The sequence below is a fragment of the Denitromonas ohlonensis genome (assembly GCF_007625205.1).
Classification (GTDB): domain Bacteria; phylum Pseudomonadota; class Gammaproteobacteria; order Burkholderiales; family Rhodocyclaceae; genus Nitrogeniibacter; species Nitrogeniibacter ohlonensis.
The window spans coordinates 71844-88119 of the sequence record NZ_VMNI01000022.1 but is presented as its reverse complement, the minus strand read 5'-3'; the positions used below and the strand labels follow the sequence as shown (position 1 = coordinate 88119).

Genomic DNA, 16276 nt, shown 5'->3' with positions numbered 1-16276 from the left:
CTTAAGTCGCGTCGCCGTCGACCACGTCATAGGTTTTGGCAAAGATCGCCGCATCGCAAGGATACATCTCCCCGTCGATGCCGGTGATCAGCCAGTCGCCGGCCTTGCCCTGCATGCGCCCCTCCATGGTCTCGACCACGAAGGCCTCGGGCATGCGGCGCACCTCGAGCGGGATCGGCTTCTTGACCGCTCGCACGGCGTCCGGCAGGGCGCTGGCGCATTCATGGCTGCCATCGGGCAGGCGTTTGATCTCAATCATTCGAGCCTCCGTTCGTCCCATCCGCTTGCCGTTCCAGCCAGTCCGCGCGCTGGGCCAGCTTCTTGGCCCAACCCGCCGACAGACCTTCTGCGCGTGACAACGCGCGTACTTCATCCACCGCCGGTCGATGCGCCGTCTCCACGGCCCACAGCCGGGCCAGCGAAATGTCCGGATTCGGCCGTTCAACCAACATCATGTCATCGCCAGGCGCAATCAAGCCTTCGTCCAGCACCCGAAAATACCAGCCGGTGATGCCCTCATCGGCCACCCGGCGCGATGCGCCACTGACACCCAATCGATGGTCAATCTTCCAGCACGGACGCCGCGACTGGGTGATCTGCAATCGGCACTCGCCCAAGGCAAACACATCGCCCAGACACACCTGCGTTTCATCCACGCCGGCGACCGACAGATTCTCGCCGAGCGTGCCCGGCCCCACCTGACCGGCCAGCGCGGGAAACGCCGCAACCAGCCGCGCGTAGTGGTCCGCCGGGTAAAGATGCACCGCCTTGTCCGGCCCGCCGTGATAGCGTCGGTCGGCCTGCATGTCGCCGACCAGACCCTCGCGGGTGCACAGCACGGGTGCGTCCAGCCGCGTCTTGAACATGCCCGTCATCTGCCCCTCCGGGGGCAGCGGCCGAAGCCCGCCGGCAAACACCGTCACCGGCCCACCCAGTATCTCGTTCACTCACCATCCTCCAACGGCCACAACCACGCTGCGCCGCGCACGCCAGAGCTGTCGCCATGCATGGGCGGCAGCAGCCGGGTGGACACCGCATCCGAAAACACGTGCCGACCCCAGCGCGCCGGCACCTCGGTGTACAAGCGGGCCATTGACGACAAGCCGCCACCGAGCACGATCACCTCAGGATCCACGATATTGATGACGCTTGCCAGCGCGCGCGACAAGCGATCGGCATAGCGCAGAAAGCTCGCCTCGCAGGCCACATCGCCGGCCTCGGCGCGCGCCGAGATGCTGGCCGCATCAATGGCCTCGCCGCCGTGGCGACGATGATCCGCCGCCATGCCCGGCCCCGACAGCCAGGTCTCGACACAGCCGCTGCGGCCGCAATAACAGGGCGGGGCGGCGTCCTCATCGGCGAGCGGGTTGTGACCCCATTCCCCGGCAATCGCATTCGCACCACCGAGCACACGGCCATCAATGACCAGACCACCGCCCACGCCGGTCCCCAGAATGACCCCGAACACCGTCCTGGCGCCGCGCGCTGCGCCATCCGTCGCTTCGGACACGGCAAAGCAATTGGCATCGTTGGCCAGACGAATTTTACGGCGCAGCACGGTTTGAAGATCCCGCAGCAGGGGCTGGCCATTCAGACAGGTGGAATTGGCGTTCTTGATGCAGCCGGTCAGCGTCGAGATCGCCCCCGGCGTGCCAACGCCGACGTGAGCACGCTCACCCAGCGACTGTTCCATGCGCTCGACCAGACCAGCCACCGTCATCACCGTGGCCATGTAATCGTTCTGCGGCGTCGCGATGCGCTCGCGCACCAACGCCCGACCGGCCCCATCGAGTGCGATCGCCTCGATCTTGGTGCCGCCCAGATCCACCCCGATGCGTAACATCTCAGTCGGCCCACACCCCGAGCGCCAGCATCTGACGCGTCGCGGCTTCACTCCAGCCGCGATTGGCGGCGGGGCTGGCCGGGCTGGGGTGCAACACCCGGCCGATGTTCACCGGCAAGCCGGCGGCGACCTTGGCCGCACGTTGTTCGGCCCAGGCGCCGACACCAATCACCCACTCGGGCGACAGCGCTTCGATCAGCGTGCGCAAATGGGCATCGCAGGCGGCCATCACCGGCGCCATTTCAACCGCGGCCAATTTATCGGGCGTGAGGTTGCGCCCGCCATCAAAGAACGCCAGCGGACAGTAATTGGCCACGAAATGATCGGCGAAGAAGGCATCGGCGGTGCCGAAGCGGTCCTGAAACAGTCCCCACAGACGCCGACCGCTGACCTCGGAACGCGTACAGCCAAAGCCTTCAATCGGGCGCTTCGGGTTCTCGACGGCAGGGTGGCCGATCTCGCCAGACAAGCCCATCCAGTCGCGCACCATGGCCACTTCACCAAAGGGCACACCGGTCTGCACCATGCCAAAGGGGCCGGGATTCATACCCATCAACACCACTTTTTTTCGCCCGCTGCCATAGCGGCGCAGATAGGCTTCATGCACCGGCCACGCGTAGCTGAGCGGGTTATACACATAGGACACCGGCGGTGAAAACTGCAAGGCATCCACCTGTGCCGACAGTTTTTTTGCCGCCGTGATCAGCGGGTGAGATGCGCTCATGCCCTTGCCCCCAAGGCGGGCGCCGGCCCCGCCCGCCATGGCGCCACCTTGAGCAGCAACACCATGCCGGGAATCGCCAACACAAAGCACAACAGAAAGAAATTGAACCAGCCCATGCCCTCCACCAGCCAGCCGGCGGAGGCATTGATGAAGGTGCGCGGTACCGCCATCAAGCTGGTAAACAAGGCCAGCTGAGTCGCCGAATAGGCCGGGTGGGTGGTGCGCGCCATGTAGGCCACGAAGGCCGTGGTGCCCAGCCCGGCGCCAACGGCTTCGCCGGCGATCACCGTCGCCAGCACCACCAGTCGGGCCGCGTCAGACGGTGCCGGCCCCAGCCAGGCCAGCCACACGAAACCGAGAATGGTGACGATCTGCACCACGCCGAACAGCCACAGCGCCCGGTTGATGCCCAACTTGACCATCCAGATGCCACCGAGGATGCCGCCGATGACCATTGGCCACAGTCCGGCATTTTTGGCAATCACGCCGATCTCGGTCTTGCTGTAACCCATGTCGAGGTAGAAGGGCGTGGCCAACGCGGTGCACAACGAATCGCCTAGCTTGTACAAGAAGATGAACGCCAGCACCCACAACGCCGATTGCACGCCATGGCGACTGAAAAATTCATGGAAGGGCTCGACCACCGCGTCGCGCAGGGTGCGCGGCCGATTGCTTGCCGCCGCGGGCTCATTCACCATCAAGGTCATGATCATGCCGGGCAGCATGAAGGCCGCGGTGATCAGGAAAACCTGCGACCAGGGCAGATGATCGGCCAGGATCAGCGACAGCGAACCGGGCACCAGGCCGGCGATACGGTAGGCATTCACATGGATCGCATTGCCCAGACCGAGTTCTTCGTCCGCCAGAATCTCACGACGAAACGCGTCCAGCGCAATATCGAGCGTGGCCGAACACAGCGCGATGACCGCGGTGAGAGCCACCACCAGGGTGAGCTGATCGGTGGGTGACAGCCGGCCCAACCACGCAATCGACGCCAACAGCCCGAGTTGTGTGACCAGCATCCAGCTGCGACGCCGACCGAGCACCGGCAGAATGCCAAAGCGATCGAGCAGGGGAGCCCAGAGGAATTTCCAGGTGTAGGGAAACTGAATCAGCGCAAACGCACCGATGGCCTTCAGCGACAAGCCTTCCGTCTTCAGCCAGGCGGGGATCAGATTGAGCAGCAGATAGAGTGGCAGGCCGGAGGCAAAACCAGTGAAGATGCACACCAGCATGCGCCGATTAAGCAGCACATCTCGCCAGTTACGACGCTCGGCGCTGGCGGGCGCGACATTGGCGGGCTGGGTCACGACGGGGTGAAGACCTTATTTGACGACATGATCGGCAGCATCTGCCGGCGCATCTTCGGGCGCGTCATCACGCATCGCCTCGACCACACCTTTGCCCGCCTCCTTCACCTTGGCTGCGGCTTTACGGGTCGCGTCCAGAAAACGCGCTGCGGCTTCGGCGGTGGCTGCGCCGGAATCGCGGACTTCATCAATCGGCCCGTCACCCGCCAGATCAATGGGCACCAGCGTTCTTTCTTCAACCGGCGCGTCCGGTTGCGTCATCTCTGGCGGTTCGGGGAGGGTTTCTTCGGCCTTGCCGGTTGCCGCTTCACCCAGTTTTTTGAGGGCTTCGCCCGCTTTTTCGAGGGCTTCGCGGGCTGCCACGCCGGCATCACGCAAGGCGGGGTCAGCGCGCTCTTCGACCGGTGCCTGCACAGGCTCGGTGTTTGGCGCCGGCTCGCAGCCGGCCAACAAGCTTCCACTCAACAGCAAAACCAACGGGGGCACCTGGCCCATCACTCGTCTCCAGCGCGTCGACTTGAATCGATCGATCAATGCCTGGATTGTCCCACAGCTCACGCTTTACGATCCGCTGGCCGATATCGCCGATACCGATTGAATCAATCCAGCCCTGAAATGACACGAGGCCCTGGCGGGCCTCGTCGTCCAACACCTGACCGCGCTTACTTGACGCGGTTTTTGTACTCGTCGGTACGGGTGTCGATTTCGATCTTGTCACCGATCTCGACAAAGGCCGGCACCATCAGCTCGAAGCCCGTCGCGATCTTGGCCGGCTTGAGCACCTTGCCCGAGGTGTCGCCCTTGACGGCGGGTTCGGTGTAGGTGACTTCACGCACCACCGAGTTGGGCAGATCGACGGAGATGGCCTTGCCGTTGTAGAACACCACTTCGCAGGCCAGGCCGTCTTCGAGGTACTTGAGCGCGTCGGTCATGTTATCGGCTTCGACTTCGTACTGCTCGTAGTCGGCGTCCATGAACACATACATCGGGTCGGCAAAGTAGGAGTAAGTCACTTCCTTGCGCTCGAGCTGAACGACTTCGAACTTGTCGTCGGCTTTGTAAACCGACTCCGAAGGCGCTGCGGTCAGCAGGTTCTTCAGCTTCATTTTCACGACCGCAGAGTTGCGGCCAGACTTGTTGTATTCGGTTTTCTGCACGACGAGCGCGTTGCCGCCCACCATGATCACGTTACCGGAGCGCAGTTCCTGAGCAGTTTTCATCGCGTATACCTGAGGGTCTTCGGACAGCAGCGAGGCTGCTCGTCATTTAAAACCGGCTATTTTACGTCGGGTTGAACCATTTTCACCAGCCTCTCGACCAGACCGTCCGTCGCCGCGATCTGATCACACCATTGCCGCGCATGCTGGCGAAGCGTCGGCAAGGCCGCGCTGAAGCGCTGCCACGCCTGTTCTTGGGCGCCAAGGCCATTCCAGTCTCGCCACATGGCCTCGAACGCCGCGGCACTCTCGGTGTCGGCCGTTGTCAGGTAGCGACCGAGAAACGCGTCCATTTTATCCACATGCGCCGCGTCGGCCTGTGGATAAGCCTGCCAGACAAAAGGCCGTGCCGCCCACTGTGCACGAACAAAGGAGTCTTCACCACGCACGAAATTGACATCGCACATCGCCAACAATCGGTCGTAGTCCGCCATCGACAAGAAAGGCAAAGCACACACGGTGAGCGCCCCGCGCTGCCAACATGTCTGGGCCGCATGCGATTCACCCAGCCACGGCATAAGCCCTCGCCAGGCCGTACCTTCCGGCACCCACAGCACGACCGGCGTCTCGCTGACCTGCCAGTCCGTCAGACGCGGCACCAAGCGGGGGTTGTCGTAGGAAAACAAGGAAATCCACTGCGCCGACGCCGACACGTCCGCACCGCCATGCGCCGCCAACCATTGGTGGCGGCCTGTTTCAGCTTGCGCCGCATCACGTCGTGAAAACACATCAGGCTCACGAATCAGGCCGCCACTTCGCGCGGTAAAGCCAGGAAAGAAAAAGGTCTTGGCCAGACCGGTGGCCGGATCCGGTGAGGGCAGTCCATGGCAATCCTCGATCCAGTCTTCCGCACTCAGGTACTCCAGATTGATCCACACCGGCGGGGTCTGCGCATCCCGCATGGCGGCCAGATAGATCGGCGGCAGCGCGCAGCCGAATGCTTCGATCACGCAGTCCGCCAACGTTGTCGGCACCTCGGCGACTGCCCATGGCTGCACCGAAACCTTGGAATCGACGAACGGTGCCGGCACCGCCGGCGCTCGCGGCAGCAGTCGGCGTAAGGTAGCCCAATCGTCCACAAACAATCGCACCGCATGTGGAGAACGCTGTGCCAAAGCACGCGCCAAGCGCCATGAAACACCGATATCCCCAAAGTTATCCACAACCCGACAGTAAATATCCCACTGCATTGCTCAACACTCCCGACGATCGGTCGAATGTACACAACTGGCCTTACATCCATGGGATGAATTGTGGACAAGCCGTGGTTTACGGCCCGGCTCAAAAACCATGAACAATCCACTCACACAACGGGGGCAGGCTTATCACCAGCTTTATCATTGTCATAAGCCCATGAATTAACTAACAAAAAAGCACCTTTCCACAGAAAAGTGCCGAGCGTATACATTATTGTTATTTATATAAATAAAACAGTTAACACCCCTGTAGACAAAAGCTGCGGCCAGAAAACCCCGCGCTTTTTTTGATTTGCAAAGCCCACAATCCCACCGGTTTTTCCGTTAGGATGGCGCCTCGATTCAAAGACGAATGCTCGGAAAAACCCAACTCAGGGCGCAATCATTCACAGGCCATGAATGACAGCGGATCTGACCAGGTTTCTGGCTAGCAGGAAAACAACGGGAACGGGATCAGGCATGGGGCAATCAGGACGATTGCCCCGAGAGGCGGGTCGATCAGTCGAAGTGGGGAAAGTCGGCCAAGGCGGCAATGTGCGTTTCGGTCAGCCAGGCCCAGTCACCAGGTTCGAGTACGGCGGGCAGTTCAAATCCGCCGATGCGATCACGATGCAAGGCCTCAACCCGGTTTCCCGCTGCAGCGACCATGCGTTTGACCTGGTGGTACTTGCCCTGGGTGATGGTCATCCAGATGGTGTGGGCATCAATGGCTTCGACAGACACCGCGGCGACCAGCTCACCGGGTTCATCGACCAGCTCCACCCCGTCGCGCAGCGCGGTCAGCATTTCCGGCGTATGACCATGCTTTAGCGTGACGCGGTAACGCTTGGGCGTCTGCTTCTTGCCCGAGCTCCACACATGGATGAACTGTCCGTCGTCCGAGAGCAGGATCAGGCCGGTGGTGTCCTGATCGAGCCGGCCGATGGTCTGTACCCCGCGTTCGCCCAGTTGCGGCGGCAGCAGGTTGAACACCGAGGGGTGGTGCTTGGGCACCCGGCTGCACTCGAAGCCTTCGGGCTTGTAGAGCATCAGGTAGGCTTTTTCGTGGTAGGCCCATTCTTCGCCCTCCACGGTAAACACCAGCCCGGCCGGATCGACCTCGGCGGTGGGATTATCGATGACCGCACCGTTAACGGTGACCAGGCCGGCACTGACCAGCAGTCGGCAGTCCTTGCGGCTGCCGAAACCCTGGGTTTGAAGGAGGCGAGCGATTTGCATGGCCACAGTTTACCGAAAGGCCCGGCGCTTTACGCTACACTCCCGCCTCAACCGATTGGAGCTGGTGTTTTGGAGTTCGAACATCTGGTCGAGGTCAATCTCCTCGACGACCCTGCCGTTCCGGATCTGACCCGCGAAGAAGTGTGGTTTGGCCTGTTGTGCCGAGCCGAGGATCCACGCCCCTTTCTGCCCGGGCTTGAGTCCTGCGAGGTGCTCACCCGCAGCGAAACCGCGCTGACGCGATGTTTGAGCTTCGGCAAGCTGCAGATTTTCGATGCCGTGCGCTGGCAGGCAATGGACTGGATCTGTTTCGAATCGGCCGCGACGGCCGAGCATCCCAGCGGCCGGCTGACCATCACCCTTGAACAACCCGAACCGGACAGCGCGGCGCTGTTCTTGCGTTTTGCCTACCGCACCGGCTTGTCGGAGACGGCTGGCGACGACGCGAAATACGCCGACTATGTGCGCTCTGCCTATCACCAATCCGATCTGGATACGGTCAAGGTGGTGCGCATGATCGCCGAGTCCACCCGAACCGACTAGTTTCTGAAGAGAATCCTGACTCATGTGGTTTCGTAACCTGCAGTTGTATCGTCTGCCGGTGCGCTGGGATATGCGCATCGACCAACTCGAAGACCAGCTTGCCCGCCGCGCGTTCACGCCCTGCGGTTCGCAAGACCCGGAATCTCGCGGATGGCTGCCGCCGGTGGCCAATGGCCCGCTGGTGCACGCCGTGGGTGGTCAATGGTTGATCGCGCTGGGTATCGAACATCGCCTGCTGCCGTCCTCCGTGGTCAAGCAGGAAGCCGAAGAGCGCGCGGCGCGCATCGAGCTGGAGCAAGGCTTCAAACCCGGTCGCAAGCAGATGAAAGATCTGCGCGACGAGGTGACCCAGGAGTTCATGCCCCGCGCCTTTACCCGTCGCAACAAGGTGTACGCCTGGATCGACCCGCAGGACGGCTGGCTGGCGGTGGATGTGGCCAGCGTGACCCGCGCCGAGGACATCCTCGAAGCGTTGCGTCAGAGCCTTGATGCGTTCCCGCTGACCCTGGTGCGCACCGAACTGAGTCCGGTGGCCGCCATGAGCGACTGGCTCGCCGGCGGCGACGTGCCGGGCAACTTCACCATCGACATGGACTGCGAACTCAAGTCGGTGACCGAAGACAAGGCGGCGGTGCGCTATGTGCGTCACAGCCTCGACGGCGATGAGATCAAAACCCACTTGCAGGAAGGCAAGCTGCCGACCAAGCTGGCATTGACCTGGAATGACCGGGTGTCTTTCCTGCTGACGGAGAAGGGCGAGATCAAGCGTCTGCAGTTTCTCGATGTGGTGCAGGAAGAAGCCAGTGCCGGCAGCGAAGATGCGGCCGAACTGTTCGACGCGCACTTCGCGCTGATGACCGGTGAGCTGCGCCAGTTGATCCCGGCCGTGATCGGCATTCTCGGCGGCGAGCTGGCCACACCGGCGGTCTGATCGCGACATGACACCGGCCGTCCTGCGTCTGTTCTTCTGGGCGGCGCTGGCCGCTGTGCTGGTGTTGTCGTTGCTGCCGGTGCCGCCTGGTCTCATGGTGTTCACCTGGCAGGACAAGCTCGAGCACGCCTTCGCCTTCCTTGCGCTGGGGGTGCTGGGTCACCTGGCATGGCGCGGTCGTTTGTGGGCGGTCTCTGCCGGTTTGCTGGCCTATGGTGCGCTGATCGAGATCGCACAATCGATGACGGCCCACCGCATGGGCGATGGCTGGGACTGGCTGGCCGATGCGCTGGGCGTCGGCCTGGCAATCCTGTTGATGTACCGGCGCCGGCTCGCCTGACGCATTGTTCCGGCGTGAGCCGGGGGTTATGCTGTGGCGGTTGCCAGGACTTGCCGAGGCGCCGCCCCGCGTGTATCTGACCCGTTTCTTCCAGCGTCTGTGGCGTGCCGCGCCGCGCACGCTGCCCATCCATGCCCATCGCAGCCGTCAGCTCGATCGCATCCGCCGTCGTATCGTGGTGGCCGGCATCGTGCTGTTGGGCATGGTGGCGATCGGCACGATCGGCTTTCTGGTGATCGGCGGTGCCACGACGAGCTGGTCAGACGCGCTCTACATGACGCTGATCACGCTATCGACGGTCGGTTATGACGAGGTGGTGCCCATTGTCGGCGTCTGGCCGCGGCTCTTTACCGGGGTGATCTCGCTGGTTGGCTTCGGCGTGGTGACCTTCACGTTCACCACCTTGTCGGTATTCTTTCTGGAAGGCGACCTGGACGACACCTTGCGGAGACGACGCATGGAAAAGCAGATTGGCAAACTCAAGAATCATTATCTGATCTGCGGTTTCGGGCGCGTTGGCCGCAATATCGCCGAAGAACTCGACGCCACCCGCCGGCACTACGTGGCGATCGATATCGACACCGACTGCCTTGTCACGGCGCGCGAGCGACAGCCCGATCTGCTCTATCTGGATGGCGATGGCAGCGATGATGACATCTTGCTCGCCGGTGACATCGGCAACGCGGCCGGTGTTTTTGCGGTGACCGATGATGATGGTCGCAACATGATGATTGCGCTCACCGCCAAGCAACTCAATCCAAGCGTGCGGGTGGTCGCGCGCTGCATGGAGGTGCGCAACAGCCCAAAACTGCGCAAGGCCGGCGCGGATGTGGTGATCTCGCCGGACTTCACCGGCGGCTTGCGGATCGCCTCGGCCATGTTGCGCCCGGGCGTGCTCAGCTTCATGGATGACATGGCGCGATCCGAAACGGCGCACCGCCTGGAAGATATTCCCCTGTCAGCGAGCTTTGAACCGACCACCGTCGGTTCGCTCGATCTGCCGGATTTCGATGTGGTGTTACTAGGCGTGCGTGAACACGGTCATTTCCACTTCAATCCGAGCCTGGATTTCGCCTTGCTGCCGGGGCAGGTGCTGGTGGTGATGTGCGCCCCGGAAGCGCGCAAGGCGCTGGAGCGGGCGATCTTTCGCTAGGCCCGTCAGCGGTCAATCAGAACGGGCCGTAGCCGGCCTTACTGCGTATCGAGGCCGCTCAGCAGGGTGTTGGCGTTATGGCGCATCAGACCCAGATAGGTACTGGCCGGGCCGTCGCTGGCCAGCGCGTCGGCGTATAGCGTGCCGCCACGGCGGGCACCGGTCGCTGTGCGGATGCGCTCGATCAGACGCTCGTCGGCAAATGACTCCAGAAACACCACCGGCACCTTCAGCTCACGCAACTGCTCGATCAGGGTGGCCAGACTGGCCGCCGAGGGCGACGCTTCGTTGGAGAGCCCGGCCGGGGCAACAAAGTGCAGACCGTAGGCGTGGGCAAAATAGCCGAAGGCGTCATGCGGCGTCACCACCGTGCGCCGGTGATCGGGTAGCGCCGCAAAGCGATTGCGCAGTTCGACATCAAGGGTATCGAGTTGCGTGATGTAGGACTTTGCTCGATCGGTGTAATGCGCGGCGCTCGCCGGATCAATTACCCCGAGTGCGGCGGCGATCGCCCGAACATAGTGCTTGGCATGATTGATATCGAGCCAGGCATGGGGATCGGCCGCGCCATGGTCGGCATGCGCATGCGACACCGATTTTTCGTCCTCATGATCCGCATGGTCTTCATGCGCATCGGCCATCAGTGGCGTGATGCCGTCCGATACCGTCAGCACACGCCCCTTGTAACGGGCAGCCGCGACCATACGAGCGATCCACGGATCAAAGCCGAGGCCGTTGGCGATTACCAGATCGGTCTGACTCATCCGGCGGATATCCGAGGCCCGCGGGTCGAAGCCGTGGGCATCCTGATCAGGCCCGACCAGACTGGTCACCACCACCCGCTCGCCGCCGACCTGATGCGCCAGATCCGCCAGAATGCTGAAGGCGGCGAGCACACGAATCGGGGCTTTTTCGGCCAGCGTGCTGGCGGACATCAAACACAGCAGACTCATTAAAACAAAGCGGCGCATCATCCGGTGGCTTCTCCCGTGTGCCAGTGGCGGCGTGGCCGCAGTGCGCTGGTCATCAATACCAGCAGATAAATGAGGCCCAGCGACATGACCACCGAGGGGCCGGCCGGCACATCAATGTGATAACTCAGGAGCAGGCCGCCCAGGCTGCCGCTCAGCGCAAAGACAATGGCCAGCGCGAGCATGGCGTCCAACCGGTCGGAAATCAGGCGGGCGGTGGCGGCGGGCAAGACCATGATGCCGACCGCCATCAGCGTGCCGAGGGCATGAAAGCCCGCAACAAGGTTCAGCACCGCCAGCAGCAGGAAGCCCATGTGCGCGACCGCACCCGGGCCGCCGGCCTGCCGCAGAAAGGCCGGGTCGGCACATTCGATGACCAGCGGCCGGTAGAGCAGTGCCAGGCCAAACAGCGATACGGTGGCAATGCCGGCGATCAGCATCAGCGTGTCGGCATCGAGCGAGAGCACCGAGCCGAACAACACATGCAGCAAGTCCACATTGCGACTGCGCAGCGACACCAGCAGCACGCCGATCGCCAGCGAGATCAGGTAAAACGCCGCCAGACTGGCGTCCTCACGCAGGGCCGAGCGCCGTGCCACGGCACCGGCGGCCAGGGCGACCGCCACGCCGGCGACGATGCCGCCCAGCGTCATCGCCCCCAGCGACATGCCGGCCACCAGATAGCCGATTGCCGCGCCCGGCAAAATGGCATGCGAGATCGCATCGCCCATCAGGCTCATTCGGCGCAGCAGCATGAACACGCCGATCGGCGCCGCGCCCAGCGACAAGGCCACGCAGGCGGCCAGGGCGCCGCGCATGAACTCGAATTCAAAGGGTTGGATCAGCCAGTTCATGCGCGCAAGGCGTTCCGCAGAAAGTCGTGGCGCGTGCTGGCACCGTCCGCCGAGGTGGGACGCAGGGTCAGCAGTTCGACCGTGGGGGTGAGCTGGGCGTGGCCGTCGTCGATGGTCAGGCACAATTCGAAACGCTGGCGCACCAGTTCGACATCGTGCAGCACCACCAAGGTCGTGCGGCCTTCGGCATGCCAGCCATCGACCAAGGTCATCAGCGCTTCGCGGGTCGGCCGATCGACACCGGCGAAGGGCTCGTCGAGCAGCAGCATGGCGGCGTCTTGCAGGATCAGTCGGGCAAACCGGGCACGCTGCAACTGGCCACCCGAGAGCTCGCCGATGGGGCGACGTGACATCGCGGCAAGGCCGGTACGCTCGAGCGCATTGGCAATCGACTGGCGCACCGCCGGGCTCATGCGACGGAACACGCCCATGCGCTGCCAGGCACCCATGGCCACGAATTCATACACCGTGATCGGAAAGCGTCGGTCTACCGTTGCCGATTGCGGCAGGTAGCCCATGCGTGCGCAGGTCTCGCAACGCCGCATCTGGCCGGCCATCAGCGGTAATTCGCCGGCGATGGTACGCAGCAGCGTCGACTTGCCCGCGCCGTTGGCCCCGATGACGGCCACACGCGCGCCGGCCGGCACCGCCAGCGACACGTCGGACACGGTGGTCTGGCCGCCATAGCCGGCGCTCACGCCGGTCAGCGTCAGGGCCGCCGCGCTCACAGCAGCGCCCAGGCCATGACTGCCCACAGCACGGCCGCCGCGCCTGCGGCAATGGCGAGCCGGGCGCCGACACCGAGGGTCAGCAGGGAATGAAAGGGGCGGGCGTGCAAAGGCATGAATGCAACCAGTTCAACAAAATCAGGGTTTATATTGCAACAATGTTGCGTTTTAATCAAGGCGTCGATGGGGCGCTCAGGCGCCCTTGCCGCAGGTCGGGCAGGCGCCATGCAGCACCAGTTCGGCACGATCGAGCTGGTAGCCGCCGGGCAGATTCACCGCCACGGCCGGCTGCAGCCCTTCCAGGCACACCACCTTGCCGCAGCGATCGCAATGAAAGTGCGCATGTTCATGCGGGCCGGAGGCGGCCACGCCAAAGCGCCGCGCGCGGTCATCACCGGCCATCTTGTGCGCCACACCTGATTCCACCAGCCAGTCCAGCGTGCGATACAGCGTGACGCGGTCGTGCTTGATGCCCTGCTCGGCCAGCGCAAGGCCGATCTCGTCATGGGTCAGCGACTGGTCTGCAGCGAGCAGGATCTCGAGCACCGCCACCCGGGTGCGGGTGATGCGCCCGCCCTGGGCGGTGATCAGCGATTCGGCAGAACTGGGATGGGTGTGAGTCGACATAGGCTTGCAAGTCAGTTGCAGGTGGTTTTGCAACATAGTAGCATTTGCGCCATGCAAAGGCACGCCTTCGACAGGTGGAGCCCGCCTGATCACTTCGAATGGATGACGGATTCAATGACAACACGGCAGATGCTCAGTGGCCTGTGCCTGATGGCTGTCTCGCTGGGGGCGAGCGCCGCCGGTGGCGCCCATGAACACGGCGTGGCCCGTTTGAGCCTGGTGCAGGACGACACCACAATTACCCTCGGTTTCGACAGCCCGCTCGACAGCCTCGTGGGCTTTGAACACGCGCCCCGCACCGAGGCACAGAAAAAGGCCCTGACGCAGGCCCGCGTGACGCTGGAGAACGCAGCACAGGTACTTACCCTGCCCGCTGCGGCCGCTTGCACACTGACATCGGTCGACGTTGAGCTGCCCTTTGGTGAGCCTGGCGACAAGCACGCAGCGCACGCGGATGACCACTCCGGGCATTCCGATGCGGAAGCGGAATATGTTTTCGACTGCGCGCAGCCGACCGCGCTGACACAGGTCACGGTCGGTCTGTTCAAGGCGTTTCCACGACTGCAGCGCCTGGATGCCGAGGCCGCCACGGTGGCCGGCCAAGGCAAGTCGGTGTTGCGTCCCGCACAGGCGACATGGTCGCTGCCGGCGGCACGGTGAGCCATCCGGCGGTTGCGCTGAACGGGCTGCGCTTTGGCTGGCCGGGCGCCGCGCGGGACTGTCTCGACATCGCCGACTTCACGCTGGCGGCCGGTGAGCGGCTGTTTCTGCATGGCCCCAGCGGCAGCGGCAAGACCACGCTGTTGTCACTGATCGGCGGGGTGCTGCGCGCCGACGCTGGCACGCTGCAGGTGCTGGGCACCGATTTGTTGGCGCTGTCCGGGTCGCAGCGCGACCGTTTTCGGGCCGATCACATCGGTTTCATCTTTCAGCAGTTCAACCTGATTCCCTATCTGTCGGCGGCCGACAACATCGCCCTGCCGTGCCGCTTTTCGCCCGTGCGGACGCAGCGAGCCGGCGATGTGGATGCCGCCGTGGCGCGCTTGGCGGGGCATCTGGATTTGCCGGCGAATCTCCTGAAGCGACCGGCGGCCGAGCTGAGTGTCGGCCAGCAGCAGCGCGTGGCCGCGGCGCGGGCCTTGATCGGTGCACCGTCGCTGGTGATTGCCGATGAGCCCACCTCGGCGCTCGATGCCGCACGACAAGCGGCCTTTCTCGACCTGCTGCTCGATGAGTGCGCGTCGGTGGGCGCGAGCCTGCTGTTTGTCAGCCATGACCTGCGGCTGGCCGAGCGCTTCGACCGCAGCGAGGCGCTGACCGATCTCAACACGGCGACCGAGGTGGCGGCATGAGGCTGCCGCTATGGCATCTGACGCTCGCCAGCGTCCGCAATCGCGGGTTGGCAACGGCACTCACCTTGATCGCCATCGCGCTCAGCGTGACCCTGCTGCTCGGGGTCGAGCGCCTGCGCAATGACGCCCGCGCCAGCTTCGCCAACACTTTGTCGGGCACCGACCTGATCGTCGGCGCGCGCAGCGGCGCGGTGCAGTTGCTGCTGTATTCGGTCTTTCATATTGGCGACGCGACGCATGATGTGAGCTGGTCACGCATCGACGCCTTGCGCGGTCACAAGGATGTGGCCTGGCTGGTGCCGGTGTCGCTGGGCGACTCGCATCGCGGTTTCCGGGTGGTCGGCACCACCGCCGATTTCTTCGCTCATGTGCAGACCGGTGATCGCCAGCCCTTGCGTTTTGCCGCCGGGCAGGCTTTCGACGGCGTGTTCGACGCCGTGGTGGGCGCCGAGGTGGCCGCGAGCCTGGGCTATGCGCCGGGGGCGAAGATCGTACTCAGTCATGGCGCCGGCGAGTTTGCGGCGGCCGAGCATGGCGACAAACCCTTTACCGTGACCGGCGTGCTGGCGCGCACGGGTACCCCGGTCGACCGCTCGGTGCTGGTCGGTCTGCCGGCAATCGAGGCCATCCACCTCGACTGGCAGGGCGGCAGCCGTATTCCGGGGGTGGAGATTCCGGCGCAGTTTGTGGGCAAGTTCGATCTCACACCAAAACGCGTCACCGCCGCGTTGATCGGCCTGGAGCGGCGCTCGACCGTGTTCCGGGTGCAGCGCGAAATCAACACCTCGGACGGCGAGCCGCTGCTGGCGATTCTGCCCGGCGTGACCCTGGACGAGCTGTGGCGCGTGGTCGGCGTGGTCGAGCGGGTGCTGCTGGCGGTGTCGGCCTTTGTGGTGGCAGTCGGGCTGGCCGGGCTGGTGGCGACGCTGGTCAGCAGCCTGTCGGCGCGGCGGCGCGAGCTGGCCATCCTGCGGGCGCTGGGCGCCGGGCCGGGTGATGTGTTTGTGCTGCTGATGACCGAGAGCGTGTTGCTGGCGGTGGCGGGTTGCGCGTTGGGCGTATTGCTGTTGTGGGGCCTCAGTGCCGCCCTGTCGCCGTGGCTGATGGCCGAACACGGGGTGCAACTTGTCGCCCGGTTTGTGGATCAGAGTGAGTTGGTGTGGTTGGCTGGCGTGATCGCCGCCGCACTGCTGGCCAGTGTGATCCCCGCCTGGCGCGCTTATCGCTATTCCCTCGTGGACGGCATGACCGTTCGCATGTGAGACCGAC

20 protein-coding genes are annotated in these 16276 nt (G+C 63.7%); 7 read left to right on the top strand and 13 right to left on the bottom strand.

The features are described from left to right. Position 1 precedes the first annotated feature (1 nt). The 9 genes from FHP89_RS19480 to FHP89_RS19440 all read right to left on the bottom strand — a co-directional run bounded on the left by FHP89_RS19480 (position 2) and on the right by FHP89_RS19440 (position 7508). Positions 2 to 259 (bottom strand): PGDYG domain-containing protein, encoded by a 258-nt coding sequence (locus tag FHP89_RS19480; RefSeq protein WP_222105453.1) that lies wholly within the window; start codon positions 257 to 259, stop codon positions 2 to 4. Continuing rightward, positions 252 to 947: an MOSC domain-containing protein gene (locus FHP89_RS19475; protein ID WP_260851683.1), complete on the bottom strand. Its 696-nt coding sequence runs from the start codon at positions 945 to 947 to the stop codon at positions 252 to 254. Before FHP89_RS19475 ends, FHP89_RS19480 begins: the two co-directional genes overlap by 8 nt. Next, a complete protein-coding gene (locus FHP89_RS19470; RefSeq protein WP_144176125.1) occupies positions 944 to 1843 on the bottom strand; it encodes an ROK family protein in 900 nt (299 codons plus the stop codon). The genes FHP89_RS19475 and FHP89_RS19470 overlap by 4 nt, the downstream gene beginning before the upstream one ends. 1 nt (position 1844) lies before the next feature. After that, positions 1845 to 2567, bottom strand: coding sequence for a uracil-DNA glycosylase family protein (locus FHP89_RS19465; protein WP_144176124.1), 723 nt, complete (start codon positions 2565 to 2567; stop codon positions 1845 to 1847). After that, positions 2564 to 3877 carry an AmpG family muropeptide MFS transporter gene (locus FHP89_RS19460; RefSeq protein ID WP_391525966.1) on the bottom strand — a complete coding sequence of 438 codons (1314 nt, stop codon included), beginning with the start codon at positions 3875 to 3877 and terminating at the stop codon, positions 2564 to 2566. The genes FHP89_RS19465 and FHP89_RS19460 overlap by 4 nt, the downstream gene beginning before the upstream one ends. 15 nt (positions 3878 to 3892) lie before the next feature. Beyond that, complete coding sequence (locus FHP89_RS19455) at positions 3893 to 4372, bottom strand: hypothetical protein (RefSeq protein ID WP_144176123.1); 480 nt, start codon at positions 4370 to 4372, stop codon at positions 3893 to 3895. Positions 4373 to 4539: 167 nt separating this feature from the next. Next, positions 4540 to 5097 carry an elongation factor P gene (gene efp, locus FHP89_RS19450; RefSeq protein WP_144176122.1) on the bottom strand — a complete coding sequence of 186 codons (558 nt, stop codon included), beginning with the start codon at positions 5095 to 5097 and terminating at the stop codon, positions 4540 to 4542. A 56-nt stretch (positions 5098 to 5153) separates the two neighbouring features. Beyond that, positions 5154 to 6284 carry an elongation factor P maturation arginine rhamnosyltransferase EarP gene (gene earP / locus FHP89_RS19445; protein WP_144176121.1) on the bottom strand — a complete coding sequence of 377 codons (1131 nt, stop codon included), beginning with the start codon at positions 6282 to 6284 and terminating at the stop codon, positions 5154 to 5156. A gap of 504 nt (positions 6285 to 6788) precedes the next feature. Beyond that, positions 6789 to 7508: a pseudouridine synthase gene (locus FHP89_RS19440; RefSeq protein ID WP_144176120.1), complete on the bottom strand. Its 720-nt coding sequence runs from the start codon at positions 7506 to 7508 to the stop codon at positions 6789 to 6791. A gap of 69 nt (positions 7509 to 7577) precedes the next feature. Between FHP89_RS19440 and FHP89_RS19435 the strand changes: the two genes are divergently transcribed. The 4 genes from FHP89_RS19435 to FHP89_RS19420 all read left to right on the top strand — a co-directional run bounded on the left by FHP89_RS19435 (position 7578) and on the right by FHP89_RS19420 (position 10475). Beyond that, a complete protein-coding gene (locus FHP89_RS19435; RefSeq protein WP_144176119.1) occupies positions 7578 to 8051 on the top strand; it encodes an SRPBCC family protein in 474 nt (157 codons plus the stop codon). Between the two features lie 22 nt (positions 8052 to 8073). Then, positions 8074 to 8982 (top strand): recombination-associated protein RdgC, encoded by a 909-nt coding sequence (locus FHP89_RS19430; RefSeq protein ID WP_144176118.1) that lies wholly within the window; start codon positions 8074 to 8076, stop codon positions 8980 to 8982. A 7-nt stretch (positions 8983 to 8989) separates the two neighbouring features. After that, positions 8990 to 9322: a VanZ family protein gene (locus FHP89_RS19425; RefSeq protein WP_144176117.1), complete on the top strand. Its 333-nt coding sequence runs from the start codon at positions 8990 to 8992 to the stop codon at positions 9320 to 9322. A gap of 70 nt (positions 9323 to 9392) precedes the next feature. Next, positions 9393 to 10475 carry a potassium channel family protein gene (locus tag FHP89_RS19420; protein ID WP_260851682.1) on the top strand — a complete coding sequence of 361 codons (1083 nt, stop codon included), beginning with the start codon at positions 9393 to 9395 and terminating at the stop codon, positions 10473 to 10475. 38 nt (positions 10476 to 10513) lie between these two features. On the opposite strand, the gene FHP89_RS19415 is transcribed toward FHP89_RS19420, so the two are convergent. From FHP89_RS19415 to FHP89_RS19400, 4 genes are all read right to left on the bottom strand, one after another. Then, positions 10514 to 11428, bottom strand: a complete 915-nt coding sequence (locus FHP89_RS19415; protein ID WP_260851681.1) for a metal ABC transporter solute-binding protein, Zn/Mn family — start codon at positions 11426 to 11428, stop codon at positions 10514 to 10516. 17 nt (positions 11429 to 11445) lie between these two features. Continuing rightward, positions 11446 to 12300, bottom strand: a complete 855-nt coding sequence (locus tag FHP89_RS19410; protein WP_144176114.1) for a metal ABC transporter permease — start codon at positions 12298 to 12300, stop codon at positions 11446 to 11448. Continuing rightward, positions 12297 to 13028, bottom strand: a complete 732-nt coding sequence (locus FHP89_RS19405; protein ID WP_186300247.1) for a metal ABC transporter ATP-binding protein — start codon at positions 13026 to 13028, stop codon at positions 12297 to 12299. The genes FHP89_RS19410 and FHP89_RS19405 overlap by 4 nt, the downstream gene beginning before the upstream one ends. 192 nt (positions 13029 to 13220) lie before the next feature. Further along, on the bottom strand, positions 13221 to 13655 hold the full coding sequence (locus FHP89_RS19400) for a Fur family transcriptional regulator (protein ID WP_144176112.1): 435 nt from the start codon (positions 13653 to 13655) through the stop codon (positions 13221 to 13223). A 114-nt stretch (positions 13656 to 13769) separates the two neighbouring features. On the opposite strand from FHP89_RS19400, the gene FHP89_RS19395 reads away from it, so the two are divergent. From FHP89_RS19395 to FHP89_RS19385, 3 genes are read left to right on the top strand one after another with little or no spacing between them, the layout of a single operon-like run. Continuing rightward, positions 13770 to 14315, top strand: coding sequence for a DUF2796 domain-containing protein (locus FHP89_RS19395; protein ID WP_260851680.1), 546 nt, complete (start codon positions 13770 to 13772; stop codon positions 14313 to 14315). Next, entirely contained in the window at positions 14291 to 15007 is a 717-nt protein-coding gene (locus FHP89_RS19390; protein ID WP_144176111.1) for an ABC transporter ATP-binding protein, read from the top strand. Before FHP89_RS19395 ends, FHP89_RS19390 begins: the two co-directional genes overlap by 25 nt. Then, positions 15004 to 16269 (top strand): ABC transporter permease, encoded by a 1266-nt coding sequence (locus tag FHP89_RS19385; protein WP_144176110.1) that lies wholly within the window; start codon positions 15004 to 15006, stop codon positions 16267 to 16269. The genes FHP89_RS19390 and FHP89_RS19385 overlap by 4 nt, the downstream gene beginning before the upstream one ends. The last annotated feature ends 7 nt before the right edge of the window (positions 16270 to 16276 follow it).